This is a genomic window from Pseudescherichia sp. (assembly GCF_032052675.1).
In the GTDB taxonomy this organism is placed as follows: Bacteria; Pseudomonadota; Gammaproteobacteria; order Enterobacterales; family Enterobacteriaceae; genus Pseudescherichia.
Genome location: NZ_DAMBWA010000002.1, coordinates 63,866 through 88,401, shown reverse-complemented (window position 1 = coordinate 88,401; position 24,536 = coordinate 63,866). Strand labels below are relative to the sequence as shown.

The window sequence follows — 24,536 nt, the reverse complement described above, 5'->3', positions numbered from 1 at the left end:
GATTTTACTCCCCCTTTCCTCCCGTCCCGTCTATAGTTGTTGCTTAGGGTTTGAATAATCACTATTGCCCCACCAGAGTGTGATATGCATAAATTCGGTATTCTGCTATTGGGTTCGCTTTGCTTTATCTCTTTTTACAGCCACGCCGATGATGATGCCGCTGCCGCCGCTGAGATCAAGACGCTGTTTTTTAACCACGACGATCGGGTCCGGGTAAGTAATCCGACGCAGTCGCCGTGGGACGCTATCGGCCAGCTGGAGACCGCCAGCGGCAATCTCTGCACCGCTACGCTGATTTCACCCCATCTGGCGTTAACCGCCGGACACTGTCTGCTGACGCCGCCCCGCGGCAAGGCTGATAAAGCCGTGGCGCTGCGCTTTGTGGCGCAAAATGGCATCTGGCGCTATGAGATCCACGGTATTGAGGGACGGGTTGAGCCAACCCTGGGCAAACGCCTGAAGCCTGACGGTGAAGGGTGGATCGTTCCGCCTGCCGCTGCGCCGTGGGATTTTGGTCTGATCGTGCTGCGCTATCCTCCGTCGGGGATTACGCCTCTGCCGCTGTTTGACGGCGATCGTGATGCGCTTACCGCCGCGCTAAAAGCGACCGACCGAAAGGTAACGCAGTCCGGCTACCCGCAGGATCACCTGGACAACCTCTATAGCCATCAAAACTGCGTTGTAACCGGCTGGGCGCAGGATAGTGTCCTCTCGCACCAGTGCGATACGCTGCCCGGCGATAGCGGCTCTCCGCTAATGCTGAAGACCGACGACGGCTGGCGATTGATTGCGGTACAAAGCTCCGCGCCCGGAGCGAAAGATCGCTGGCGTGCCGATAACCGGGCTATTGCCATTACCGGCTTTCGCGATCGGCTGGATGCCCTCGCCCAGGCGCAGTAGTTAACCCTGACGGCGCTGGCGGTGCTGCCGCAGCGCGTCAATCGGCATCGGCGCGCCAAAGAAGTACCCCTGAAGCCGATCGCAACCGGCCAGGCGTAGCAGCTTCATCTGTTTTTCATTCTCGACCCCTTCCGCAATTACCGCCATCCCCAGCGCGCTGGCAATACGTATTGTACCGCCTACCAGCGCCGCGGCCTGCTCATCATGATCCACCAGCCCGGCCAGCGACTTGTCTATCTTGATGGTGTCAAAATTGAAGCGCCTGAGGTAGCCAATGCTGGAGTACCCGGTACCAAAATCGTCCAGCGCAATGGCCGTCCCCAGCGTCTTTAAATTGCGGATAGCCGAACAGGAGCGATCCGGGTTCTCCAGGACATAGGTCTCTGTCACCTCCAGCTGCAGGCGATGGGCGGGAAAATGGCTATCCCGGAGTACGCCAGCCACCTTATTTTCAAAGTCGGGATCGCGAAACTGCGCCGGAGAGATATTTACCGAGAGCTTGAGATCGCTAAGCGGTTGCAGGTCCATACAGGCGCGGCGCAGAACGAACTGGCCGAGGGCATGGATCAGACCGCTGCTCTCCGCAATGGGAATAAACGCATCCGGCGGCAAGGGGCCTGCGGGCCGACGTGGCCAGCGCACCAGCGCCTCAACGCCCATCGTCAGCTGACTGCGGGCATCAACGATAGGCTGGTACCACACGTCAAATTCGTTGCGGAGCAGACCGTCACGGATATCGTTTTCGATGGCAACCTTGCGCTCGCGGGCGCTGTTCAGCTCGGCATCGTAATGGGTGACCTGTGCTTTGCCATTCATTTTGGCGTGGTACATAGCGATGTCCGCCCGGCGAAACAGCTCTGAACTGGTACACTCCAGCAGGGTGCCGCTGGCAATACCAATGCTGGCGCCGATATAGATAGTGCGCTCGCTCAGGCGAACCGGCAGATTGAGCATCATCAGTACCTGCTCGGCAAAGCGGCTCGCCTTCTCGCTGGCCTGCTCGCCGCTAATGGTCATGGCAAACTCGTCCCCGCCCATCCGGGCCAGCATGCCACCGGCGGGAACCTTATCGCGCAGGGTTCTGGAAAGCTCCACAATCAGGCGATCGCCCACGTCATGACCATAGATATCGTTGACGTCTTTGAAGCCATCGAGATCGATAAATACTACGCTTATCGCCTCATTGGGGTTGGCCAGGCTAAGTGCCTCCAGACGCGCCAGCAGCGCCCGCCGGTTCGGCAGGCGGCTTAGCCAGTCGGTCATGGCGGTGCTGCGGGCCAGCTTCTCTCCCTTCGCCAGCTTATAGAGACCGGCGCTGCTCAGCATGATAAACAGCAAAATCAGGCCGGCGACGAGGGCAATAATCTGGCGGATCTCCCATGCTGCCGCATGCGCCGCTCTGGCACCGGGGAGCTGTGGCTCCCAGCTTAAATAGCCCAGCAGATCGCCCGCCGAGCTTTTCAGCGGCACGCTGAAGTCATGGATTTGGTTAAGGCTGAAGCGCAACTTCTCAATCTGAAAAGTATCACCCAGCGCTTTAAGATTTTGAGTATCGATATGGCGGGTAATGACCAGATAACGGCGGCGATTTCCCATCTCGGTCAGTGAACCAGCCGCAGGCCGAATCAGGCCAATGCCAATGAAGGCTACGCCGCGCCGGGTTCGGGTGATCCCGGCATAGATATTCTGTTCGCCGGGCAAGGCATGGCGCTGCTGGTTAATAAGCGCCTGGAAGCCAGCGCCAAAAAAATCGAGCGTGTGCTCATTAAAAGGTTTATTGCGAAACGATCCCCATAGCACGGAGTACCGTTCATCCAGAATAAAGGTCCCGTCGTAGAGATTAGTGATTTTATACTCTGCACCCCAGGTATTATTGAGCCACTGAGTATCAAGCTTTGGGCGATAGACCTCACGAACCGCGTCATCCCACACGGCATTATCTATAACCAGCGACCAGACGCGGTTAACCGAGGTCTGTATGGCACCCTGCACAGAGAGTGCCGAGCGATGTTCATCTATTTCGTTCGTTTTAGTGCTAACAAGATGCAGGGAGAGATAGAGCAAGGCCACCACGGACACAATCAGTCCAATACCAGCGACAAAAATCAATATCGATAGCGTTCTTGCGGTAGGGATATTACGCCAGCTTAACGGTTTATACATTCACCGCCCTCTTATCCGTCTGAACGGCCATCATCTTTTTATTGGTTTTCTAAAATAAGCGTAATCCAGTCGGCCGATTTCGCTGCGCATTAATCGCACTAGTTCAGGCGATTGCAGCGGCAGCGAAAGGGCTTTGTTGCAGATTTTCAGGATGTTGCTAGCTGGCTTTGAACGGATCTTTACGATCGTCCTGGCTATCATCCCGCTTGCGGGGGAGCTCGCCCTGCTTGGCTGGATTATCCTTAACCGGCTTGGTCTCTTCTGCTTTTAAGGGGGAAGCGTAGTTGTCCGTCATCATGTTCTCCTGTTATTACCTCATCTGAAGTTTAGTCAACGATTCAGTAAGCGGGTAACTGATTCTATGCCCGCAACGAGGAGCGCTTTCGCCCCCTGTCTCGAGCCGGACGTACAAGTACATAACCCATTTCGGTAAACTCACGGTTATCCATCGTTTCCCCCCCCAGCCTGTCGTGTTGCCAACGTCCTGTCAGGGCATTAAACGTGAGCTTCAACTCTCCCTCTGGGGTATTAACAATATACTTTCCGCTCGGTAAATAACCACATGAGTAATTGATTCTGCGCATAGGTGGGGCTTTAACATCATATTCAATTTTGCGAAAGCCGGTAGAGGCGGTGGTGAAAAGATAAAACGGCAGGCTGGTTATTTTTAAATCACCAAAGTCGGCAATAATTTCACCGTCCCGAATCAGCTTAAGCGCTTTCAAAACCAGATTAACTGAATGGGACCCCTCATAGGTGGGATATTCAGCTTTGAAATAGACAAAGTTCATATATGCCTCTACAACCTTTCCAGGCTATCGCGTTTGATCAAGATTAGCAATGAAAACGCAGCCGTAACTATTTTTATTAAATCATAGAGGTCGTCAGGCGGGAATTTCCGCAGCAGCAAATGTCGTGCGTACTACTGCGGTTGAAACGTGGTACAAGCTCAGGCCACTTTTTCCACTACGGGATTTTCGCACTGGCGCAGGCTAAGCTGCAGGTCGTAAATCAGACTTTTTACCATTTCCGGGGAAAGGTGAAAGAACTGTGAATCAAAAGTGCTGGCTCCTGCCGTGTACGGAGAGGTACTGAAACCAAATCTCATTACAACGCCGTTGTGGTCCTCCTCCGGACCGACCTGCCAGCCTACGACAGGAAACGCAGGTAATACGGGCTCTTTGCTCATCCAAAATCTCCTTATAAACGTGATGCAATAGGTAACCTTTGCAGCCAATCTCGTCAGCGCGTCTTAAGATTCATCTTAAACTCACCAGCGTAATTTTCAGTTTAGCCTAACGCCAGGCAGACACAAGCCAACCCTAAGAATTAAGGGCTATAAGCTTGTAACCAGGACCATTCTGAAGCCTTTTCTGCAAAACGTTAACAGTACTTTCGTATGATTTGCACCTTCCCGCATTTTATTTAGCACAAGCGTTACTGAATGCCAGAAAATGACTTAAAAAGTTTACAATTTAACCTAATAGCATAATTCCAACGCCAAAATAACTTTTAGGTAAAGTTTTTAAAGTATCAGCATAATTTTTAAAAAAAATAGCGGATCGGCGTATTGCTGACTACGGTTATTACTGGTTCATTCAACGAGACGGATTATTATGACGACACAAGATAACAACCTCCCTCACTATCCACGCCCTCCTTTTGTAGAGCAAACTCAGAAAGTGCCGGGGCTTGCGTCAGAAATGAAGCCGATCCCCGATCATGGTGAAACCAGCTATACCGGTTCGGGTCGGCTGGCAGGTAAAAAGGCCCTTATTACCGGCGGTGACTCCGGTATCGGTCGTGCCGTAGCAATCGCCTATGCCCGAGAAGGGGCAGACGTCGCTATTAACTACCTGCCGGAAGAGGAATCTGATGCTGAAGCGGTGATTGCACTCATTAAGGCTGAAGGTCGTAACGCCGTGGCGCTGCCGGGCGACATTCGTTCAGAAACGTTCTGCCAGCAGCTGGTGGTAGAAGCCATCAACAAGCTCGGCGGCCTGGATATTCTGGTTAACAACGCCGGCCACCAGCAGTTCTGTGAATCCATCGAGACCCTGACTACCGAAGCGTTCGATGAAACCTTTAAGACCAACGTTTATGCCCCATTCTGGATCACCAAGGCAGCCGTGCCGCATCTGAAAGAGGGCGCTGTCATTATCAACACCTCTTCCGTTCAGGCCTTCCAGCCGAGCGATATCCTGCTGGATTACGCCCAGACCAAAGCCTGTAACGTTGCGTTTACCAAAGCGCTGGCCAAGCAACTGGGTCCGAAAGGCATCCGCGTCAACGCCGTCGCGCCGGGTCCCTACTGGACGCCGCTGCAGGTGTGTGGCGGACAGCCGATGGAAAAAGTAAAAGCCTTCGGTGAAACTGCCCCGCTCGCCCGTCCAGGCCAGCCGGTAGAGATCGCCCCGCTCTATGTTCTGTTCGCGTCTGATGAGAGCTCCTTCTCCTCCGGCCAGGTCTGGTGCTCTGACGGCGGCACCGGCACGGTGTAATACTCGGGCAGGCCCCGCCTGCCTTGTCGATTTTTGCAGGATAAGCATTAATGAAGAATCAACCTTTACCCCGAACTGCGCGTACCGACGGCTATGCTGGCCTTGGCGACTATGCCGCCATTGGCGATGGCCGCTCGGTAGCGCTGATAGCACCAGATGGCGCTATCGACTGGTGGTGCGCGCCTAACATGGATTCGCCGCCGCTGTTCGATCGCATTCTGGACGCCAAATTTGGGGGCTATTTTCAGATCGAACCGGTCGATGACTACTGCATGCAGCGCCAGTATCGGGAAAACAGCAACGTGCTGGAAACCTGTTACACCACTAAAAAGGGTAAGGTCAGATTCACCGAGTCCCTGAACAGTAATAACGCAGGCCGCCTGCCCTGGTGCGAGCTGGCGCGCCGCGTCGAGGGGCTGGAGGGTGAAGTGGACCTGAAGCTGGTCTTTGTCCCCGGTACCGCCGCCTGTACCCGCTCATCATGGATAGGCGACTCAGTGAAAGGCCAGATTGTTCACGTTGGCGATCTGATGGCTATGCTGCGTACCACCTCCGACATTGAGATCACCTGCGTGGACGATCAGGCGATCGAAGGCGTGTTTACCGCTAAAGCGGGCTCGCGCTCGTTGGTGGCCCTGTTGGTGAGCGATAACGAGCCACTGGCCGTTCCGCCGCTGGAAAAAATCGACGAGCGGATTGACGTTAGCGATAAGAACTGGGCATCCTGGGCAGAGCACCTGAGCTATGAAGGTGTACACAAGAAGCACGTAGTTCGCTCTGCGCTGGCGCTAAAATTCCTGCTCTACTCCCCAACCGGTGCCCTTGCGGCTGCCCCGACCACCTCCCTGCCGGAGGGCATCGGCGGCGAAAAGAACTACGACTACCGCTACGCCTGGATACGCGACGCCTGCCTGATTATTCGCGCCTTTGCGTTTATCGGCGCACTTGAAGAGTGTAAGGCGGCCTTCTCCTGGTTGACCCACACCATCGTGCGTCACGAAGGCAAGCTGCGGGCCTGCTATACCCTGGACGGCGACGTGGTGCCCAATGAGACCTACCTGCCGCTTGACGGCTATAAGGGATCTCAGCCGGTGCGCGTGGGCAATAACGCCCAGAGCCAGCAGCAGCTCAGCATGTATGGTGACATGCTGGATACCGCGCTGCTGTTCGTCCATGCCGGTCACGTGCTGGATCTCACTACCGCCCGTCTGCTGGCTTCGCTGGCTAACGAGTGCGCGGATACCTGGCGCCAGGATGACTGCGGTATCTGGGAGCTTCCCGAGCGGCGTCACTATACCCACTCCAAAATGGCCTGTTGGGTGACGCTGGATATCGCCGTACGGCTGGCAGAAGACGGTCATATCGAAAAAACCTGGGTAAACCGCTGGTCGCGCGAGCGCGATCGCGTCAGCGCCTGGATTGAAGAGCACTGCTGGTCCGAAGGGAAACAGGCCTACACCTTCTACGCCGGTAGCGATCATCTGGATGCCGCCATGTGCCTGGCTTGGTACTACGGCAAGAAAGTGAATCCGGAGCGCATGAAATCTACCTACAACGCGATTTACGCCGAGCTGGGGCACCATTCGCCCATGCTCTATCGCTACAGCGAGGTAGAGAAAGAGGAGAGCACGTTTGTGGCCTGCTCATTCTGGCTGGTGGAGGCCTGGGCGCGTTTAGGTGATACGCAAAAAGCGGCCGATTACATGGAAACGATCCTCGGCAACCTGTGTGACAAAGGCAATGTCGAGAACTTTAACGAGATGTTTGACGTGCGCACCGGCGAATGGCGCGGCAATGTCCCACAGGGATTGAGCCATCTGTCGCTGATTTGTGCTGCCGACGCGCTGTCACGCTTCCGTGATGGCGAAAAGCAGTGGCACGTCTGACGATTTCACTTAAGGCTTCTATACTTCAGAGCGTAAGTGCTCTGTTAAACCCAAAGAAGAGTGCAATAAATAATTGGATCTTACGAGGAGTGATTAACGATGGCGACTAACTATACTGAACACTATCATGACTGGTTACGCGACGCTCATGCGATGGAGAAACAGGCTGAATCCATGCTGGAGAAGATGGCAGGCCGTCTTGAGCACTACCCGGATCTGCGTGCGCGTATCGTGCAACATATTGAAGAGACCCGCCAGCAGCAGAAGCTGGTCGATCAGGTTCTTGCCCGCAATAACATCTCGACCTCTACGCTGAAAGATGCGATGGGTAAACTCTCTGCGATGGGCCAGGCTATCGGCGGTATGATGACGCCTGATGAAGTTGTTAAAGGCGCAATCAGCGGCTACGTCTTCGAGCATTTCGAAATTGCCTGCTACACCTCACTGATCAGCGCCGCCGAGATGGCCGGTGACCACGAAGGCGCGGCTGTTTTCAAACAGATCCGCGAGCAGGAGATTGCGATGGCCGACTGGTGTCAGACCCACCTGCCTGATGTGACTCAGCAGTTCCTGTCACGCTCTGCCCAGCCAAATACCGAAGCTAAACGCTAACTGTCCCCCCTGCCCGTTTCGCTCTGAAGCGGGCAGTTCTCCTGCAAGAGTAATTTTGTCCGCGCAGGTCAATACATAATATACCCATGCTAATAACGCTGCGTAATTAATTAAATGGTGGCTATTTAGCCGCGAGCAAATAGATGTAAAATCCACTACACCTATTATCTAGCGACTCCGTTTAGCATGGCGCTCCCAATTATCCTGTTTTGCCTGCGCAGATTTACGCAGTGCAATATAACACGCCCCGCTCCCACCATGATGTGGCAGCGCCTGACAAAATGCCTGTACCTCTTCAAACTCGGGTAACCAGCGGAAAAGATAACTACGCACAATATTAGCGTGCGATTTATCTTCACGTCCTTTGCCGTGAATAATAAGCAGGTTACGCAGATTATCCTGCCGGGCCTGATGCAGGAAACTAAACAGCATCTGACGGCACTGTTCCACCGGCTGCTTGAGCAGATTGAGACTCGCCTGCTGGCTGTACTTACCAAGACGCAGCTTATCAATAACTCCGGATTGCAGCCCCTCGCGCCGGAACGCCAGCGGCGTCGCTAACGGCAGCACCTCAAGAAAATCGGTTGTCAGAAAATTTTCCTGCTGTAACAGATCGATACGCGGCGGCGTGCGCGTGTTACGGCTGGGATGCCAGTGGACGTCGGCACAGCGTTTCAGGGGTTGGACATCCTCCATGGCGTCAAGAAATAGCGATTTGTCGTCAAGGTTCATGGTCACTCCTCGTGCAACGTTTGACAGCTCAGGCGCTACTATAGCCACCTGGGGAGCAGGTCTCAACGCCGTTGTTTAATTTCTATCATGTTGCTGAAAAGGCGCTATGCCAGCAGAATGTACCCGGTTATAAGTACATTAACTGCCACTTAACTAATACCACAATTACAGTAAACAAAATGATTTAACTTAAACCGCTGATAACGTCATTACCAATCTTTACTGGAAATAGTATTAAAGATGTCTATACTAAAATAAACCCGCACAAGGAGTGGTTGCGTTAAAATAATGTAGGGATGCACTGCTGTGTGTACTGTAGAGTCTGGCGGATGTCGACAGGCTCTATTTTTTTACGCCAAAATCTGTAAGATAATATCCTATATTGCAACCCTGCAAATTTAGGATCTCGCCATGCTCACCCTGCTGGAAGACAAAATTGACACCCCTCTTGGCCCTCTGTGGGTCATCTGCGACGAAGAGTATCGCCTCCGTGCCGTTGAGTGGGATGAGCACGCCGATCGTATGGCGCTGCTGCTCAACGTTCACTATCGCAAGCCAGGCTACCGCCGTGTTGCCTCCAGCAATCCCGGCGGGCTAAGCGACAAGCTACACGACTACTTTGCCGGTAATCTTAGCGTGATAGATCATCTTCCTACGGAAACGGCCGGCACCCCTTTTCAGCGGGCGGTATGGCAAGCGCTGCGCGAGATCCCCTGCGGTCAGGTTATCCACTATGGCCAGCTGGCGGATATGCTGGGCAGAGCCGGTGCAGCGCGAGCGGTAGGGGCAGCGAACGGCGCGAATCCCGTTAGTATTGTGGTTCCCTGCCATAGGGTAATAGGCCGTAACGGTACCCTGACCGGCTACGCCGGAGGCGTGCAGCGTAAAGAGTGGCTTCTGCGCCACGAGGGGTATCTCCTCCTCTAAAAGGGGGCGTTTTGTGCTTTTTTTAGCGCTATTAGTCGATAAACCCCTAATCAACATAAGGAATTTCAATGAGTTAAACTTATTGATTTTTCAAAGGTTCCAATAAACGCTGTTTGGCGTTTAACCAGGCTTACGTGCTCAGCAAAAAGATGTTAAAATTGACCAATATCAATTACGGCCTGAGCATACCTATGATCCCGGAAAAGCGAATTATACGACGCATTCAGTCTGGCGGTTGTGCTATCCATTGCCAGGATTGCAGCATCAGCCAGCTTTGTATCCCGTTCACCCTTAATGAGCACGAGCTGGACCAGCTTGATAACATCATCGAGCGCAAAAAGCCGATTCAGAAAGGACAAACGCTGTTTAAAGCGGGCGACGAACTGAAATCGCTCTATGCGATCCGCTCCGGTACCATTAAGAGCTACACCATTACCGAACAGGGTGATGAGCAGATCACCGGTTTCCATCTGGCGGGTGACCTGGTAGGCTTCGACGCCATTGGTACCGGTCATCATCCAAGCTTTGCTCAGGCGCTTGAAACCTCAATGGTTTGCGAAATACCGTTTGAGACGCTGGACGATCTCTCCGGCAAGATGCCCAATCTGCGTCAGCAGATGATGCGTCTGATGAGTGGTGAAATTAAAGGCGACCAGGACATGATCCTGTTGCTGTCGAAAAAGAATGCGGAAGAGCGCCTCGCGGCCTTTATCTATAATCTCTCTCGCCGGTTTGCCCAGCGCGGTTTCTCGCCCCGGGAGTTCCGTCTGACTATGACCCGCGGCGATATTGGTAACTACCTGGGCCTCACGGTCGAGACCATCAGCCGTCTGCTCGGCCGTTTCCAGAAGAGCGGTATGCTGGCGGTAAAAGGTAAGTATATTACTATCGAAAACGGCGATATTCTCGCCGAGCTTGCCGGCCACGCGCGCAACGTCGCCTGACGGTCTCGCCGCAAATCACCTCTTGCCAGACAGCAAAATAGTCCGATTTGTTGATCTGGCAAAGGTTAGCCTCTGAATTCAGACACTTTTTTAGATATCAGTTACATACGACATCGTGCTTTAAGACAATAGCGGTAAATAGCGGGTAATCATTCGCCCCCAAATCCGCCCCCATGATTACCCCTCCAGAGAGGGGCAAAATCATCATAAGATCGGGTCATATTCCCCTAACCTTCCCAGCCGTATCTGGCGCTCATCTTTCCGACTCAACGCAAGCCCCGATTGCTGTAGGTGCCACCCCGGCACGGCTTTTCACTGCATCGAGCACATCGATAGCATTTCTCATCACGACCGCCCCATAACGATCACACCCAGGCCCAGCGCCCGGTGCTGTAGCCGCAGAACATGCTTGAGCTGACTGCCGTGCCTCTATTCCCAGGTTGTAACATTATCATGCAGATCCTGATGGCAAATCCGGCATATAGGTATGACATGGAAATCCCCCGCTTTCATATCAGTCTTCGAAATCGTGACCGATAATATGATGCTGATCGTCGGCAGGCACGCCACAACCGCATCACATCTGAGTTTTTACCCAGTCAGTATATGCCTGGCACTACCAGCGCAGGATTTCGGGGCGGCGGTCACGCGCAGCAGCTGACGGATAGCAGATTCAGGCAGCGTAAAAACCCGCACATGGCGGGTTAAATTGGCATGAGACTATTATTTGGATTTTGAACCTGTAGCAGTGCCTTTTGAAGTTCATGCGTCATATATTAATAGTGAATACTTTCTAAAATTAAATTTGATATATGCATATATACATGAATTGTAACCAATTTTCTGTGTAATCCAGGCTTTATCAGCGCCACACTACTTATCAATTTATTAACGAGGATATGTAAATGGCAATACCAGTATATCTTTGGCTCACCGACGATGCTGGAAACTCAGTGAAGGGGCCGGTTGATGTTAAAGATCGGGAAGGTAGTATAGAAACTTTAGAATTGATGCATACTGTTGAACTCCCTATAGATGATTTGACCGGAAAAATAACTGGCACTCGCTTTCATGGTGAACTGGCATTCAGAAAGGAGATCGATTGCACCTCCCCTTACCTGTATAAAGGAATTACATCAGGTAGAAATTTTAAAAGCGCACAATTTCGCCACTATCGGATAAACCACAACGGACAGGAAGAGGAATATTTCAGGACTACACTCGAAAATGCCAGAGTCACTGATATTGAATCATTCATGTTAGACATCAAAGATCCCCAATTCGAAAAGCAAACTCATCAGGAGTACGTATCCCTAAGCTACGAAAAAATAACGTGGCATTATATTGACGGGAATATTATTCACAGTGACACATGGCAAGAAAGGGGTGAAGCATAATGACATGGGAATATGACGTAAAAACCGCACAATTCTATCACAATGGAACTTATGTATTTTCAGCTAGATATGCTGGCGCTGAAGGTTATTACAACGATCCATCAAAAGAGTGTGTTATGGGTAAAGGACCACTCCCACGAGGCACATACCACATCGGGGCCCCTTTTTTTCATCCGCACGCAAAAAAATACACGATGCGATTAACGCCTTCGTCCTCTAACAACATGTGTGGGCGCGATGGTTTTCTTATTCATGGTGATAGCATATCAAAGCCAGGGCATGCATCCAATGGATGTATAATCCTCGATCTCAATTACAGAATAAAAATTGGCACTAGTCATGATCATGTTCTTATCGTGAAATGATATCATGAATAAAATCACACTCATTATTCTACTATTTCCCATGATCTCACACGCAAGCGATACAGATTGTGCAAATGTTGGAGCCTCGATCGAAACGGGGTTATTCCAGGATATCACAGGGTCAATGAATATTGCGCCTTCATCAATTATCAAAGATATGACCTCAGTTGAGGTTTTGAATATCTCGCCCGTGTCCCGTATTTTCGCTGCGCAAATGGCCGCAGTGGATCATAAAGCTGATATTGCACGCAAGGATGGGCTTGAGTTATCTGAATCTCAGTACCTTTCTTCTTACTACGATAATGGAGTAAAAAATGTCACTGCAAAGTATACTTATCAGAACAAAGACGGCAAAAAGGATATATTTATAGCCTCTGGCCTCATCAACGCTGATGAATGTTCTGTGCGCTATAACGGCTATTTAACATTATCCCGTGAGTTCTGATGCTGTGGGGGCTAGACCCCCAGCTCCATTTTTGCCCCACCATTGACCAACTGAATCATTAGTTGCTGCAGCTGTTGTACTGCTGCATGATAGTCTGTCGCATCATTTCCATTTGCTGCATAATCTGACCAGTCTGAGCCAGCGTCAGCCAGATGGCGCACGAAGATGCGCGCATGGTCTACGAAGTCTATTCTAAGTGGTCAGGCGACATGAACCATCATCAGATCGACATATTGAATAGCCGTTTGCCAATAGCTTTGCCCCCAGGACGCCCCATAGGGAAGCACGTACTGAGAAAAGTCGTTTGATTCTAGTGTCATACGCTTATTAGCAACAAAATAGTCCGATTTGTTGATCTGGCAAAGGTTAGCCTCTGTTTCATTCTCCACATATAGGTTACTCTTTTAATTACAGACTGCGGTGACAGATGTAAGGAGACCCTGTATGGCCATGTATCAAAATATGCTGGTTGCCATCGATCCCAATCAGGATGACCAGCCAGCGCTACGGCGCGCTGTGTATTTGCATCAGAAAATTGGCGGCCGCATCAAAGCTTTTCTGCCAATCTATGACTTCTCATATGAGATGACCACCCTTCTGTCGCCCGACGAGCGGACCGCCATGCGTCAGGGCGTCATTAGCCAGCGGACCGCCTGGATCCGCGAGCAGGCAAAATATTACATCGATGCCGGGGTGCCCATTGATATCAAGGTGATCTGGCATAACCGCCCTTTCGAAGCCATCATTCAGGAAGTGTTAACCGGGCATCATGACCTGGTGCTGAAGATGGCCCACCAGCACGACAAGCTGGAGTCGGTGATCTTTACGCCCACAGACTGGCATCTGCTGCGTAAGTGCCCCTGCCCGGTGTGGATGGTGAAAGACCAGCCGTGGCCTGAGGGCGGTAAGGCGCTGGTGGCGGTTAATTTGGCCAGTGAAGAGCCCTACCATAATGCGCTGAACGAGAAACTGGTCCGGGAAACCATCCAGTTGGCCGAGCAGGTGAACCATACGGAAGTGCATCTGATCGGTGCTTACCCTGTCACCCCGATTAACATTGCCATTGAACTGCCAGAGTTTGATCCTACCGTCTACAACGACGCTATCCGTGGTCAGCATCTGCTGGCGATGAAGGCCCTGCGCCAGAAGTTTGGTATTTCAGAGAAGTTGACCCACGTTGAAAAAGGATTGCCGGAAGAGGTGATCCCGGATCTGACAGAGCATCTGCAGGCAGGGGTAGTTGTGCTGGGAACGGTCGGACGTACCGGCCTCTCCGCCGCGTTTTTAGGCAACACCGCCGAGCAGGTTATCGACCACCTGCGCTGCGACCTGCTGGTCATCAAACCGGATGACTACCGATCGCCGGTTGAAATCGATGACGACGAAGACGATTGAGTCGTTGAAGTAATAAAAAAACCGCCATTACGGCGGTTTTTTTATTTTATGCGCGTCTTATAACGCTTTCAGAATCGCATCCACGCTCTGCCTGGCATCGCCAAACAGCATCTGGGTGTTCTCTTTAAAGAACAGCGGGTTCTGCACGCCAGCGTAGCCGGTGTTCATCGAGCGTTTAAACACAATGACGTTCTGCGCCTTCCACACTTCCAGAACCGGCATCCCGGCAATCGGGCTACGCGGATCGTTCAGCGCCGCCGGGTTGACGGTGTCGTTCGCGCCAATGACCAACACCGTATCGGTATCGGAGAAATCATCGTTGATCTCATCCATCTCCAGCACGATGTCATACGGCACCTTCGCCTCCGCCAGCAGCACGTTCATGTGGCCCGGCAGACGTCCGGCAACCGGGTGAATACCGAAGCGCACCTTGATGCCGCGGGCACGCAGTTTCTCCGTGATCTCCGCCACTGGATACTGCGCCTGAGCTACCGCCATGCCGTAGCCTGGGGTAATGATGACCGAGTGTGAATTCTTCAGCAGTTCGGCGGTCTCCTCCGCGCTGATTTCACGGTGCTCGCCCACCTCGTCGTCCTCACCGGTTGAGGAGCCATCGGTACCGAAGCCGCCGGCGATTACGCTGATAAATGACCGGTTCATCGCCTTACACATGATGTAGGAGAGGATCGCACCGGACGAGCCTACCAGCGCACCGGTGACGATCAGCAGGTCGTTGCTGAGCATAAAGCCCGCCGCCGCCGCCGCCCAACCGGAGTAGGAGTTGAGCATCGAGACCACGACCGGCATATCCGCCCCGCCGATTGACGCCACCAGGTGCCAGCCGAACGCCAGCGCGATAATGGTCATCACCAGCAGCGCCAGCACCTGCAGACCCACGCTTTCGGTGCGGACAAACACCAGCAGCAGCAGGAAGGAGACCACCAGCGCCGCAAGGTTCATCTTGTGACGGTTTGGCAGCATCAGCGGCTTAGAGGAGATTTTGCCGCGCAGTTTGCCGAACGCCACAATGGAGCCGGTGAAGGTCACCGCCCCGATAAAGATGCCGAGGAACACCTCCGTCAGGTGGATATTCACCAGGATCGGCTCCAGGCCCGGCTCGTGGTACAGGTAGCTGTTAAAGCCCACCAGTACGGCGGCCAGACCCACGAAGCTGTGCAGGATCGCCACCAGCTCCGGCATCTCGGTCATCTCAACTTTCTTCGCCAGATGAATACCAATCGCGCCACCAATAATCATCGCTACGATGATCCAGGCAACATTACCGGTATCCGGCCCAAAGATGGTGGCGATCAGCGCAATCGCCATCCCGGCGATACCAAAGCGGTTCCCCTGCTGAGAGGTTTCATGCTTTGACAGCCCGGCCAGGCTGAAAATAAACAGGATCGCGGCAACAATGTATGCAGCTGTAACTAATCCTCCAGACATGTGCTACCCCTTAGTTCTTCCGGAACATTTTCAGCATGCGCTGAGTGACGGTGAAACCACCGAAAATATTGATACTGGCGATCAGTACGGCAATAAAGCTCAGGAAGCTTATCCAGCCGCCATGACCAATCTGTAGCAGCGCACCAACGACAATAATGCCTGAGATGGCGTTAGTCACCGACATCAGCGGGGTATGCAGGGCGTGGGAGACATTCCACACCAAGTAATAACCCACCACGCAGGCCAGGGCGAATACGGTAAAGTGGCCGAGGAACTCCTTCGGTGCGACGTCCGCCAGCCAGCCGAAGAGAATAATAGCCAGCGCCATCAGGGCGTATTTGCGCCACGGCGAGGCCGACGCTTTTGGCTCCTCCAGAACCGGTGCGGCTTTCGCGGCCGCCTGCGGCTGGGCTGAAACCTGAATAGGCGGTGCGGGCCAGGTGGTTTCGCCGTCGCGGATCACCGTCACGCCGCGCACCACCACGTCGTCAAAATCGATGGTGACGTTGCCATCTTTCTCTTTGCACAGCAGCTTCAGCAGGTTAACCAGGTTAGTACCATAGAGCTGGGAGGACTGGGTCGGCAGGCGGCCCGGCAGATCGGTATAGCCGATCACCTTGACGCCGTTGGCGGTGGTGAAGATCTCGTTAGGCACAGTATATTCGCAGTTGCCGCCGTTTTGCGCTGCCAGATCGACAATCACGCTGCCCGGCTTCATGGTATCAACCATCTCACGCGTGATCAGCGTTGGTGCCGGTTTACCTGGGATCAGCGCGGTGGTCACAATGATGTCCACCTCTTTCGCCTGGGCGGCAAACAGCGCCATCTCGGCTTTGATAAAGGCCTCAGACATCACCTTGGCGTAGCCGTCGCCGCTGCCCGCTTCCTCTTTGAAATCCAGCTCAAGGAACTCTGCGCCCATGCTCTGGACCTGCTCTTTTACTTCCGGGCGGGTATCAAAGGCGCGTACGATGGCACCTAAGCTGTTGGCCGCGCCGATGGCGGCAAGGCCAGCAACGCCTGCGCCAATGACCATCACTTTGGCGGGCGGCACTTTCCCTGCGGCGGTGATCTGCCCGGTAAAGAAGCGGCCAAATTCATGAGCGGCCTCTACAATGGCGCGGTAGCCCGCAATATTGGCCATTGAGCTGAGCGCGTCGAGGGACTGGGCGCGGGAGATACGCGGCACCGAGTCCATCGCCATTACCGTCACGTTACGCGCGGCTAGCTTCTCAAGCAGCTGTGGGTTCTGCGCGGGCCAGATAAAGCTCACCAGCGTGGTGCCCGGATTAAGACGTTCAATTTCATCATCGCCAGGCGCGTTCACCTTGAGGATGATCTCTGATTGCCAGATCGCATTGCCATCGACAACCTCTGCACCTGCCTCGGTAAAAGCAGAGTCATCGAAGCTTGCCAGCTTGCCTGCGCCGCTTTCGACCGCGACGGTGAAACCCAGTTTAAGCAGCTGCTCTACCGTTTTCGGTGTCGCCGCCACGCGGGTTTCATTGGCCAACCGCTCTTTTGGTATACCAATACGCATAGTTTTCCCTTCCATCGGTTTTGAATGAGGGTTTGTCAGTTTCTTCACAGATATCAAAAATAAAACCGTAACAAACTTTCTATAACCTACTGAAAATAACGCTTGTGATCTACCGCAACAATTGAGTAATTAAGGTTTTATTAGGGAAAGTTGAGCCAACATGGGTATAAACAGCCCAATTTGACTTTAAATAATAGCGACGGCCCCATATTCCGCTTATACGAGACGGCAAAACACGATTTATCGCCGCATAAGATCGCTATTTTAACAAGGTATTAACTTAAAAAAGTCATATGCTTAATCACTTTTACTGGTCAAGCGTCTGTTTTTTCAACATATCTCTTTTCGTTATGTCTGCCCACCCTCTCGGTAGCACTGGCGGTGAAAAATCTCGCAGACAGTTGCAAGATTAAAATGCAATAATCATCCACGTTTTCAAGACATCTCTAATACCAGTATCTGGTTTGCGCAAGGCGAAGGACTATTTTTATGAAGCTTAAGAACACCCTCCTGGCAACCGCACTGCTGTCGGCAACGGCCCTGTCGGCTCATGCCGCCACCGAGTTGACGCCGGAGCAAGCGGAAGCGGTGAAACCATACGATCGCATCGTCGTCACCGGCCGCTTTAACGCTATTAGTGACGCTGTCACCGCCGTCTCCAACCGAGCCGATAAAGCAGGCGCAGACGCCTTCTTCGTCGTGGATACCTCTGATTTAGGCAACAGCGGCAACTGGCGCGTGACGGCAGACCTCTATAAGAAAGACGCAGCCAAAGCAGAGGTCTCGCAAAACCGGGTGATTAACGGCGTGACTGAGCTGCCTAAAGACGAAGCTATCCAACTTGAGCCGTTCGATACCGTCACTGTCCAGGGTTTCTACCGCAGCCAGCCGGAAGTGAACAGCGCAATCACCAAAGCAGCGAAAGCTAAAGGTGCGGCCTCGTTCTATATTGTGCGCCAGGTAGACGCCAACGACGGTGGTAACCAGCGTATCACCGCCTATATCTACAAAGCTGACGCGAAGAAACGCGTTCTGCAGAGCCCGGACGCTATTCCGGCTGACTCTGAAGCGGGCCGCGCCGCACTGGCGAAAGGCGGTGAAGAGGCGAAGAAAGTTGAGATCCCAGGCGTAGCCACCAGCGCTGCACCAAGTGCAGAAGTTGGCCGCTTCTTTGAAACGCAATCCTCTAAAGGTGGACGTTACACCGTCACCCTGCCGGACGGCACAAAAATCGAAGAAGTGAATAAAATTACGGCAGCGCAGATGGTGCCGTTCGATAACGTTCAGTTCACCGGTAACTACGGTAACATGACCGAGATCTCTTACCAGGTGGCGAAACGCGCCGCGAAGAAAGGCGCGAAGTATTATCACATTACGCGCCAGTGGCAGGAGCGTGGTAACAATATTACCATCAGTGCCGACCTCTACAGATAATTCTCCAAAAGGCGGCTGAGGCCGCCTTTTTCTCGCATTTCTGCAAATTTCCGCCATACATTATTGCATGCGCATCTTTCACTACGTAAAATCCCGCGCCTTAGTATGATCCACGCTATTTATGCGCTCCGGCGAAATAATTATTCTGGATTTGTCGTTTTTTTAACAGGATGCCAATGGAAAAGAAACTTGGCCTGAGCGCGCTGACAGCGCTTGTTTTAAGTTCAATGCTGGGCGCGGGCGTATTCAGCCTGCCGCAAAATATGGCGGCCGTCGCCAGTCCCGCTGCGCTCATGATCGGCTGGGCCATTACCGGAGTAGGCATTCTGCTGCTGGCCTTCGCCATGCTGCTGCTCACTCGCCTGCGCCCCGATCTTGACGGCGGTATATTCACCTATGCCCGGGAAGGTTTCGGCGAGCTTATTGGCTTCTGCTCCGCCTGGGGCTACTGGCTCTGCGCGGTCATTGCCAACGTCTCCTATCTGGTGATTGTCTTTTCGGCGCTGAGCTTCTTTACCGATACGCCCGCGCTGCGCCTGTTCGGCGATGGCAATACCTGGCAATCCATCGTGGGCGCATCCTGCCTGCTGTGGATTGTCCACTGGCTGGTGCTGCGCGGTGTGCAAACCGCGGCGAGCATCAACCTCGCGGCTACGCTGGCGAAGCTGGTGCCGCTGGGCCTGTTTGTGGTGCTGGCCGGGCTGGCGTTCAACGCCGACAGGTTCAGCCTCGATTTTACCGGAGTAGAGCTTGGCGTGCCGGTATGGGAGCAGGTGAAGAACACCATGCTCATTACCCTGTGGGTCTTCATCGGCGTCGAGGGCGCGGTGGTGGTATCCGCCAGGGCGCGCAATAAGCAGGATGTAGGCCGGGCGACGCTGATGGCGGTGATCGCCGCTCTGACGGTCTATCTGCTGGTCACCCTGCTGTCGCTGGGGGTGGTGCCCCGCCCGCAGCTGGCGGAGATGCGTAACCCCTCTATGGCCGGGTTAATGGTCGACATGATGGGATCCTGGGGTGAGGTGATCATTGCCGCCGGGCTGATCGTTTCCGTCTGCGGGGCCTACCTGAGCTGGACCATTATGGCAGCAGAGGTGCCTTTGCTGGCGGCTAAATATAAGGCCTTCCCGCGTATCTTTGCTCGTCAGAATGAGAATAACGCGCCGTCGGCCTCGCTGTGGCTGACTAACGCCAGCGTGCAGATATGCTTGATTCTGATCTGGCTCACAGGTTCTGATTACAATACACTTTTAACCATCGCATCCGAGATGATTCTGGTACCTTATTTTCTTGTGGGTGCTTATCTGTTAAAAGTGGCCCAGCGTCCGCTGCATCAGGCGACGGGTATCGGTGCCTGCATCTATGGCCTATGGTTACTTTATGCCTCCGGTCCCATGCATCTGCTGCTGTCAGTCGTGCTCTATGCACCTGGACTGCTGGTCTTTCTCTATGCACGGCGTACGCATCCGCAGCGCGATTTGTTACAACGTCACGAAAAGGTGCTGATGGGGCTACTGCTCATTGCTGCGCTTCCGGCGACCTGGATATTGATGGGGCAGTAACGCTGCCCTACGCTATAAACCAAGGAGATTATGATGGGAAAAAACGACCCCTGCCCGATTCTTATTACTGGCGGCGGCCGCCGTATTGGCCTTGCCATTGCCCACCATTTTCTCAACCAGCAGCAGCCGGTTATTGTTAGCTACCGCACCCCCTATCCAGCAATTGATGTTTTACAGGAGGCGGGCGCAGTCTGCATTCAGGCTGACTTCTGTCATGATGAGGGTATCCTCGCCTTTGCCGAAAAGGTGAAATCTCTTACCCACGGGCTGCGGGGCATTATTCACAATGCCGGGGCCTGGGTGCCGGAAAAACCGGGAACACCGGTTACTCAGGTACTCTGCGAAATGATGCAGATCCACGTTCATGCTCCCTATCTGCTGAATCACGCTCTGGAAAGCCTGCTGCGCGGCCACGGTCACGCCGGTGGGGACATCATCCACTTCACCGATTATGTGGTTGAGCGCGGCAGCGATAAGCATATCGCCTATGCGGCCAGTAAGGCGGCGCTGGATAATATGACCCGCTCGTTTGCACGCAAGCTGGCCCCGGAGGTGAAAGTGAACTCTATCGCCCCGTCGCTGATCCTGTTCAACGAGGGGGATGACGCCGAGTACCGGCAGAAGGCGCTAAATAAGTCGCTAATGAAAATCGCCCCTGGAGAGAAAGAGGTGATCGATCTGATCGACTACCTCTTAACCAGCCGCTTCGTGACCGGTCGCAGCTTTGCCCTCGACGGGGGACGCCCGCTGCGCTAGTGAAAGCGGCTCCAGCAGTAGATGAGTAGCCAGGCGCTGAGGCTCCAACAGAGTACCGCTGCCCCCAGCGCCAGCGGCAACCGCATAGAGGCGGTGAAATACCATAGCGACAACAGGTATAAAAAGTAGGGAATAATTGCCCACATGCCAAACACGATGGTGGTGCGCAACGCCTCGACGCCGCGCTCGGAAGCAACAATGTAGTGTGCTATCAGCGCAAAGGTAGGAAACAGCGGGATCAGCCCGGCAATGTAGTAATTTTTCGTTTTTGCCAACACGCCAATCAGCAAAACCACCAGTGCACCAATCGCCGCTTTAACCACTAACCCCATGATTTATTCCTGACTCTTCCTAAGATTAAGCTACCAGCATAACGGAAGCGCTGCCGTTTATGAAAGATTAATGGAAGCTTCCGGCAAGGCGGTGTATGTTGGCGCTTTTGCCCCTTATGATGACCTATGAACAAGATCGTTTATGTGGAAGACGACCCGGAAGTGGGTGCGCTGATTGCTGCCTATCTTGGCAAGCACGACATCGACGTGGTACTGGAGACGCGTGGCGATCGCGCTGAAGAGACCATTCTGCGTGAAAACCCAGAGCTTGTGCTGCTCGATATCATGCTCCCCGGCAAGGATGGCATGACCCTGTGCCGCGATCTTCGTGGCCAGTGGCTAGGTCCCATTGTGCTGCTGACCTCCCTCGATAGCGATATGAACCATATTCTCTCTCTTGAGATGGGCGCCAGCGACTACATTCTGAAAACCACGCCGCCCGCCGTGTTGCTGGCCCGCCTGCGGCTCCATCTGCGCCAGAGCACCGTGGCTGCCCGCCCCGCTGCCACCGCATCGCTCACGCCGCACAATGCGCTGCGTTTTGGCACCTTATCTATCGATCCTGTTAATCGTCAGGTACTGCTTGCCAACGAGCCGGTCGCTCTCTCAACCGCCGATTTTGACCTGCTCTGGGAGCTGGCCACCCACGCCGGGCAGATCATGGATCGCGATGCGCTGCTGAAAAACCTGCGTGGAGTAAGCTACGACGGCCTGGACCGCAGCGTTGACGTCGCCATCTCGCGCCTGCGCAAAAAGCTGCTGGATAGCGCCACCGAGCCCTATCGAATTAAAACCGTGCGTAACAAGGGCTACCTGTTTGCCCCGCACGCGTGGGATAACTAACGAATGAAGAAGCTTTTCGTACAGTTTTACCTGCTGCTGTTTGTCTGTTTTCTGGTGATGACCATGCTGGTCGGGCTGGTGTACAAATTCACCGCGGAACGGGCAGGCAGGCAGTCCCTGGACGACTTGATGAAAAGCTCCCTCTACCTGATGCGCAGCGAGCTGCGGGAGATCCCGCCCCATGAGTGGAGCAAGACCCTGAAGGAGATGGACCTCAATCTCTCCTTTGATATGCGTATCGAGCCGCTGAATAAGTTTCACCTCAGCGCAGCCACTACCCAGCGGCTGCGCGAGGGGGATATTGTCGCGCTCGACGAAGAGTATACGTTTATCCAGCGAATCCCCCGCAGCCACTACGTGCTGGCGGTAGGGCCGATCCCCTATCTCTTCTATCTGCATGAGATGCGCCTTTTTGACATCCTTCTGATGGTCTTTATTGCTATCTCCCTCGCCTTCCCGGTCTTTATCTGGATGCGCCCTCACTGGCAGGAGATGCTGCGGCTGGAGTCCGCCGCCCAGCGATTTGGTAGCGGGCACCTTAATGAACGTATCCATTTTGCCAGCGGGTCGAGCTTTGAGCGCCTCGGCGTCGCCTTCAACCAGATGGCGGATAATATTAACGCCCTCATTGCCAGCAAGAAGCAGCTCATTGACGGGATTGCTCACGAACTGCGCACCCCGCTGGTACGCCTGCGCTATCGGCTGGAGATGAGTGATAACCTGACGGAAGCCGAGCGGCTGGCGCTAAATCGCGATATCGGCCAGCTTGAGGCGCTGATCGAGGAGCTGCTCACCTACGCCCGCCTCGACCGTCCGCAAAACGAGCTGCAACTCTCCGAGCCGGATCTGCCCCGGTGGGTAGCGGGCTATGTCGATGATGTGAACAGTATCAATCCTGCCCGCACGCTGAAGCTGGTGACTAACGCCGAGGCGAACTACGGCGCGCTGGATATGCGGCTGATGGAGCGCGTGCTTGATAACCTGGTGAATAACGCCCTGCGCTATAGCAACAGCACCGTGCGGATTGCTCTCCGACATGACGGCGCGCGGGCCAGCCTGACCGTAGAGGATGATGGCCCAGGCATTGAGCCAGAAGCACGGGAACGCATCTTTGAGCCTTTTGTCCGCCTCGACCCGAGCCGGGATCGCGCCACCGGCGGCTGCGGCCTGGGATTAGCGATTGTACGCTCTATCGCTCAGGCGATGGGCGGAGAGGTGGTTTGTGATGCCGGTGAATTAGGTGGCGCACGTTTTACCTTTAGCTGGCCGGTGTATCACCTGGTTTCTGTACCACCCGACATAGTCGTGCCATAACGCCGGATGGCGGCTGCGCCTTATCCGGCCTGCAAGACCTGTCGGCACGGTGGCCTAACCCTGTGGGATGTGCTACTCTTTTAGTATGTTGTAACTAATGGGGTTGCCTATGGCTAGCTATGACCTGATTGAGCGTTTAAACAGCACCTTCCGCCAGATCGAGCGCGAGCTGGCGGAGCTAAAGAGCGAACTTAGCGAATGTCGGCTTTTGGCCGGGCGCGTATTTGAGCTACCGGAGGTCACCAAAGAGGCCGAACATGAGCCGCTGACCACCATTCAGGTTACCCAGCACGTGGGCAAACGTGCCGCCGAGCGCGCCCTGCACCACTTCTCGCATCTCTTTATTCAGCAGCAGTCCGAGAACCGGAGCAGCAAAGCGGCAGTACGCCTGCCGGGGGTGATCTGCTACCAGACTACGCTGGCGACGCGCGAGCGTCTGGAGGAGCGTATTGGGCTGATCAATAGCCTGAAAACGGCCTTTGAACACATCGTTACCGTTGAGTCCGGGCTGCCCTCTGCGGCACGGTTTGAGTGGGTGCATCATCATCTACCGGGCCTGATCACCCTGAATGCCTACCGAACGCTGACCGTTCTGCGCGATCCCGCGACGCTGCGCTTTGGCTGGGCGAACAAGCATATCATCAAAAATTTTACCCGCGATGAGGTACTGGCCCAGCTGGAGAAGAGCTTAAAAGCGCCGCGGGCGGTAGGTGGCTGGACGCGAGAACAATGGCAGGCGCGGCTGGAGCAGGAGTACAACGACATCGCCGCGCTGCCGCAGAAGGCCCGGCTTAAGATCAAGCGGCCGGTGAAGGTGCAGCCCATTGCCCGCGTCTGGTACGCCGGTTCGCAAAAGCAGGTGCAGCATGCCTGCCCGACGCCCATCATCGCGTTGATCGCCGAGGAGAACGGTGGCCGGGTGCCTGATATCGGTGAACTGCTAAACTACGATGCGGATAATATCCAGCACCGCTATAAACCTGAGGCACAGCCGCTGACGTTAATCATTCCCCGGCTGCACCTCTACGTTGCAAACTAACAG

Annotated in this window: 24 protein-coding genes; 16 read left to right on the top strand and 8 right to left on the bottom strand. The window is 54.0% G+C overall.

Features of this window, described 5'->3' with window-relative positions; genetic code table 11:
* Nucleotides 1-84: 84 nt before the first annotated feature.
* Nucleotides 85-900 (top strand): trypsin-like serine peptidase, encoded by an 816-nt coding sequence (locus tag RTX96_RS02970; protein ID WP_103820950.1) that lies wholly within the window; start codon nt 85-87, stop codon nt 898-900.
* Here the strand turns inward: RTX96_RS02970 and RTX96_RS02965 are convergent, their stop codons facing one another.
* The 4 genes from RTX96_RS02965 to RTX96_RS02950 form a co-directional block, all read right to left on the bottom strand.
* The gene (locus tag RTX96_RS02965) at nt 901-3,063 is read right to left on the bottom strand and encodes an EAL domain-containing protein (RefSeq protein ID WP_312670087.1); all 2,163 of its coding nucleotides are present in this window, start codon (nt 3,061-3,063) and stop codon (nt 901-903) included.
* A 157-nt stretch (nt 3,064-3,220) separates the two neighbouring features.
* Nucleotides 3,221-3,358, bottom strand: a complete 138-nt coding sequence (locus RTX96_RS02960; protein ID WP_181016644.1) for a hypothetical protein — start codon at nt 3,356-3,358, stop codon at nt 3,221-3,223.
* 64 nt (nt 3,359-3,422) lie between these two features.
* Nucleotides 3,423-3,854, bottom strand: a complete 432-nt coding sequence (locus RTX96_RS02955; protein WP_312670086.1) for a hypothetical protein — start codon at nt 3,852-3,854, stop codon at nt 3,423-3,425.
* Nucleotides 3,855-4,012: 158 nt separating this feature from the next.
* Nucleotides 4,013-4,252, bottom strand: coding sequence for a hypothetical protein (locus RTX96_RS02950; protein WP_103820947.1), 240 nt, complete (start codon nt 4,250-4,252; stop codon nt 4,013-4,015).
* 427 nt (nt 4,253-4,679) lie between these two features.
* On the opposite strand from RTX96_RS02950, the gene RTX96_RS02945 reads away from it, so the two are divergent.
* The 3 genes from RTX96_RS02945 (at nt 4,680) to RTX96_RS02935 (ending at nt 8,062) form a co-directional block, all read left to right on the top strand.
* Nucleotides 4,680-5,564 (top strand): SDR family oxidoreductase, encoded by an 885-nt coding sequence (locus RTX96_RS02945; RefSeq protein WP_103820946.1) that lies wholly within the window; start codon nt 4,680-4,682, stop codon nt 5,562-5,564.
* Nucleotides 5,565-5,614: 50 nt separating this feature from the next.
* Nucleotides 5,615-7,450, top strand: coding sequence for a glycoside hydrolase family 15 protein (locus tag RTX96_RS02940; RefSeq protein WP_312670083.1), 1,836 nt, complete (start codon nt 5,615-5,617; stop codon nt 7,448-7,450).
* Nucleotides 7,451-7,549: 99 nt separating this feature from the next.
* Nucleotides 7,550-8,062, top strand: a complete 513-nt coding sequence (locus tag RTX96_RS02935) for a ferritin-like domain-containing protein (protein WP_103820944.1) — start codon at nt 7,550-7,552, stop codon at nt 8,060-8,062.
* 168 nt (nt 8,063-8,230) lie between these two features.
* Here RTX96_RS02935 and smrA read toward each other — a convergent pair whose 3' ends face one another.
* Complete coding sequence (gene smrA / locus RTX96_RS02930) at nt 8,231-8,794, bottom strand: DNA endonuclease SmrA (RefSeq protein ID WP_312670082.1); 564 nt, start codon at nt 8,792-8,794, stop codon at nt 8,231-8,233.
* A 411-nt stretch (nt 8,795-9,205) separates the two neighbouring features.
* On the opposite strand from smrA, the gene ogt reads away from it, so the two are divergent.
* The 6 genes from ogt (at nt 9,206) to uspE (ending at nt 14,267) form a co-directional block, all read left to right on the top strand.
* Nucleotides 9,206-9,721: a methylated-DNA--[protein]-cysteine S-methyltransferase gene (ogt, locus tag RTX96_RS02925; protein WP_312670081.1), complete on the top strand. Its 516-nt coding sequence runs from the start codon at nt 9,206-9,208 to the stop codon at nt 9,719-9,721.
* Between the two features lie 191 nt (nt 9,722-9,912).
* Nucleotides 9,913-10,665 carry a fumarate/nitrate reduction transcriptional regulator Fnr gene (gene fnr / locus RTX96_RS02920; RefSeq protein ID WP_131406021.1) on the top strand — a complete coding sequence of 251 codons (753 nt, stop codon included), beginning with the start codon at nt 9,913-9,915 and terminating at the stop codon, nt 10,663-10,665.
* Between the two features lie 905 nt (nt 10,666-11,570).
* Nucleotides 11,571-12,062 (top strand): type VI secretion system tube protein TssD, encoded by a 492-nt coding sequence (gene tssD / locus RTX96_RS02915; RefSeq protein WP_312670080.1) that lies wholly within the window; start codon nt 11,571-11,573, stop codon nt 12,060-12,062.
* Complete coding sequence (locus RTX96_RS02910; protein ID WP_312267956.1) at nt 12,062-12,427, top strand: tlde1 domain-containing protein; 366 nt, start codon at nt 12,062-12,064, stop codon at nt 12,425-12,427. Before tssD ends, RTX96_RS02910 begins: the two co-directional genes overlap by 1 nt.
* A 4-nt stretch (nt 12,428-12,431) precedes the next feature.
* Nucleotides 12,432-12,872: a Shiga toxin A subunit gene (locus tag RTX96_RS02905; RefSeq protein WP_312670079.1), complete on the top strand. Its 441-nt coding sequence runs from the start codon at nt 12,432-12,434 to the stop codon at nt 12,870-12,872.
* A gap of 444 nt (nt 12,873-13,316) precedes the next feature.
* The gene (uspE, locus tag RTX96_RS02895; protein ID WP_042393661.1) at nt 13,317-14,267 is read left to right on the top strand and encodes a universal stress protein UspE; all 951 of its coding nucleotides are present in this window, start codon (nt 13,317-13,319) and stop codon (nt 14,265-14,267) included.
* A 57-nt stretch (nt 14,268-14,324) separates the two neighbouring features.
* Here uspE and pntB read toward each other — a convergent pair whose 3' ends face one another.
* Both pntB and pntA read right to left on the bottom strand, forming a co-directional pair.
* Nucleotides 14,325-15,713: a Re/Si-specific NAD(P)(+) transhydrogenase subunit beta gene (gene pntB, locus RTX96_RS02890; protein WP_312670078.1), complete on the bottom strand. Its 1,389-nt coding sequence runs from the start codon at nt 15,711-15,713 to the stop codon at nt 14,325-14,327.
* Nucleotides 15,714-15,723: 10 nt separating this feature from the next.
* A complete protein-coding gene (pntA, locus tag RTX96_RS02885) occupies nt 15,724-17,253 on the bottom strand; it encodes a Re/Si-specific NAD(P)(+) transhydrogenase subunit alpha (protein ID WP_312670076.1) in 1,530 nt (509 codons plus the stop codon).
* Nucleotides 17,254-17,742: 489 nt separating this feature from the next.
* Here pntA and ydgH point away from each other — a divergent pair, with 489 nt between their 5' ends.
* From ydgH to folM, 3 genes are all read left to right on the top strand, one after another.
* Nucleotides 17,743-18,687 (top strand): DUF1471 family protein YdgH, encoded by a 945-nt coding sequence (ydgH, locus tag RTX96_RS02880; RefSeq protein ID WP_103820936.1) that lies wholly within the window; start codon nt 17,743-17,745, stop codon nt 18,685-18,687.
* A gap of 176 nt (nt 18,688-18,863) precedes the next feature.
* Complete coding sequence (locus tag RTX96_RS02875; protein ID WP_312670075.1) at nt 18,864-20,249, top strand: amino acid permease; 1,386 nt, start codon at nt 18,864-18,866, stop codon at nt 20,247-20,249.
* A 33-nt stretch (nt 20,250-20,282) separates the two neighbouring features.
* Nucleotides 20,283-21,005 (top strand): dihydromonapterin reductase, encoded by a 723-nt coding sequence (gene folM / locus RTX96_RS02870; protein WP_103820933.1) that lies wholly within the window; start codon nt 20,283-20,285, stop codon nt 21,003-21,005.
* Here the strand turns inward: folM and RTX96_RS02865 are convergent.
* On the bottom strand, nt 21,002-21,337 hold the full coding sequence (locus RTX96_RS02865) for a GlpM family protein (protein WP_312267962.1): 336 nt from the start codon (nt 21,335-21,337) through the stop codon (nt 21,002-21,004). The genes folM and RTX96_RS02865 overlap by 4 nt on opposite strands.
* A gap of 126 nt (nt 21,338-21,463) precedes the next feature.
* Between RTX96_RS02865 and rstA the strand changes: the two genes are divergently transcribed.
* From rstA to tus, 3 genes are all read left to right on the top strand, one after another.
* Nucleotides 21,464-22,180 (top strand): two-component system response regulator RstA, encoded by a 717-nt coding sequence (gene rstA / locus RTX96_RS02860; protein WP_312670072.1) that lies wholly within the window; start codon nt 21,464-21,466, stop codon nt 22,178-22,180.
* A gap of 3 nt (nt 22,181-22,183) precedes the next feature.
* Nucleotides 22,184-23,494: a two-component system sensor histidine kinase RstB gene (rstB, locus tag RTX96_RS02855; protein ID WP_312670070.1), complete on the top strand. Its 1,311-nt coding sequence runs from the start codon at nt 22,184-22,186 to the stop codon at nt 23,492-23,494.
* A gap of 109 nt (nt 23,495-23,603) precedes the next feature.
* The gene (gene tus, locus RTX96_RS02850; RefSeq protein WP_312670068.1) at nt 23,604-24,533 is read left to right on the top strand and encodes a DNA replication terminus site-binding protein; all 930 of its coding nucleotides are present in this window, start codon (nt 23,604-23,606) and stop codon (nt 24,531-24,533) included.
* Nucleotides 24,534-24,536: the final 3 nt, after the last annotated feature.

Coding starts and splice junctions, on each gene's coding strand:
- pntA (WP_312670076.1), bottom strand. CDS start 17,253: ATGCGTATTGGTATACCAAAAGAGCGGTTGGCCAATGAAACCCGCGTG.
- RTX96_RS02865 (WP_312267962.1), bottom strand. CDS start 21,337: ATGGGGTTAGTGGTTAAAGCGGCGATTGGTGCACTGGTGGTTTTGCTG.
- ydgH (WP_103820936.1), top strand. CDS start 17,743: ATGAAGCTTAAGAACACCCTCCTGGCAACCGCACTGCTGTCGGCAACG.
- rstB (WP_312670070.1), top strand. CDS start 22,184: ATGAAGAAGCTTTTCGTACAGTTTTACCTGCTGCTGTTTGTCTGTTTT.
- RTX96_RS02950 (WP_103820947.1), bottom strand. CDS start 4,252: ATGAGCAAAGAGCCCGTATTACCTGCGTTTCCTGTCGTAGGCTGGCAG.
- uspE (WP_042393661.1), top strand. CDS start 13,317: ATGGCCATGTATCAAAATATGCTGGTTGCCATCGATCCCAATCAGGAT.
- RTX96_RS02945 (WP_103820946.1), top strand. CDS start 4,680: ATGACGACACAAGATAACAACCTCCCTCACTATCCACGCCCTCCTTTT.
- tus (WP_312670068.1), top strand. CDS start 23,604: ATGGCTAGCTATGACCTGATTGAGCGTTTAAACAGCACCTTCCGCCAG.
- ogt (WP_312670081.1), top strand. CDS start 9,206: ATGCTCACCCTGCTGGAAGACAAAATTGACACCCCTCTTGGCCCTCTG.
- RTX96_RS02935 (WP_103820944.1), top strand. CDS start 7,550: ATGGCGACTAACTATACTGAACACTATCATGACTGGTTACGCGACGCT.
- tssD (WP_312670080.1), top strand. CDS start 11,571: ATGGCAATACCAGTATATCTTTGGCTCACCGACGATGCTGGAAACTCA.
- RTX96_RS02970 (WP_103820950.1), top strand. CDS start 85: ATGCATAAATTCGGTATTCTGCTATTGGGTTCGCTTTGCTTTATCTCT.
- RTX96_RS02905 (WP_312670079.1), top strand. CDS start 12,432: ATGAATAAAATCACACTCATTATTCTACTATTTCCCATGATCTCACAC.
- folM (WP_103820933.1), top strand. CDS start 20,283: ATGGGAAAAAACGACCCCTGCCCGATTCTTATTACTGGCGGCGGCCGC.
- pntB (WP_312670078.1), bottom strand. CDS start 15,713: ATGTCTGGAGGATTAGTTACAGCTGCATACATTGTTGCCGCGATCCTG.
- smrA (WP_312670082.1), bottom strand. CDS start 8,794: ATGAACCTTGACGACAAATCGCTATTTCTTGACGCCATGGAGGATGTC.
- RTX96_RS02960 (WP_181016644.1), bottom strand. CDS start 3,358: ATGACGGACAACTACGCTTCCCCCTTAAAAGCAGAAGAGACCAAGCCG.
- fnr (WP_131406021.1), top strand. CDS start 9,913: ATGATCCCGGAAAAGCGAATTATACGACGCATTCAGTCTGGCGGTTGT.
- RTX96_RS02965 (WP_312670087.1), bottom strand. CDS start 3,063: ATGTATAAACCGTTAAGCTGGCGTAATATCCCTACCGCAAGAACGCTA.
- RTX96_RS02955 (WP_312670086.1), bottom strand. CDS start 3,854: ATGAACTTTGTCTATTTCAAAGCTGAATATCCCACCTATGAGGGGTCC.
- rstA (WP_312670072.1), top strand. CDS start 21,464: ATGAACAAGATCGTTTATGTGGAAGACGACCCGGAAGTGGGTGCGCTG.
- RTX96_RS02875 (WP_312670075.1), top strand. CDS start 18,864: ATGGAAAAGAAACTTGGCCTGAGCGCGCTGACAGCGCTTGTTTTAAGT.
- RTX96_RS02940 (WP_312670083.1), top strand. CDS start 5,615: ATGAAGAATCAACCTTTACCCCGAACTGCGCGTACCGACGGCTATGCT.
- RTX96_RS02910 (WP_312267956.1), top strand. CDS start 12,062: ATGACATGGGAATATGACGTAAAAACCGCACAATTCTATCACAATGGA.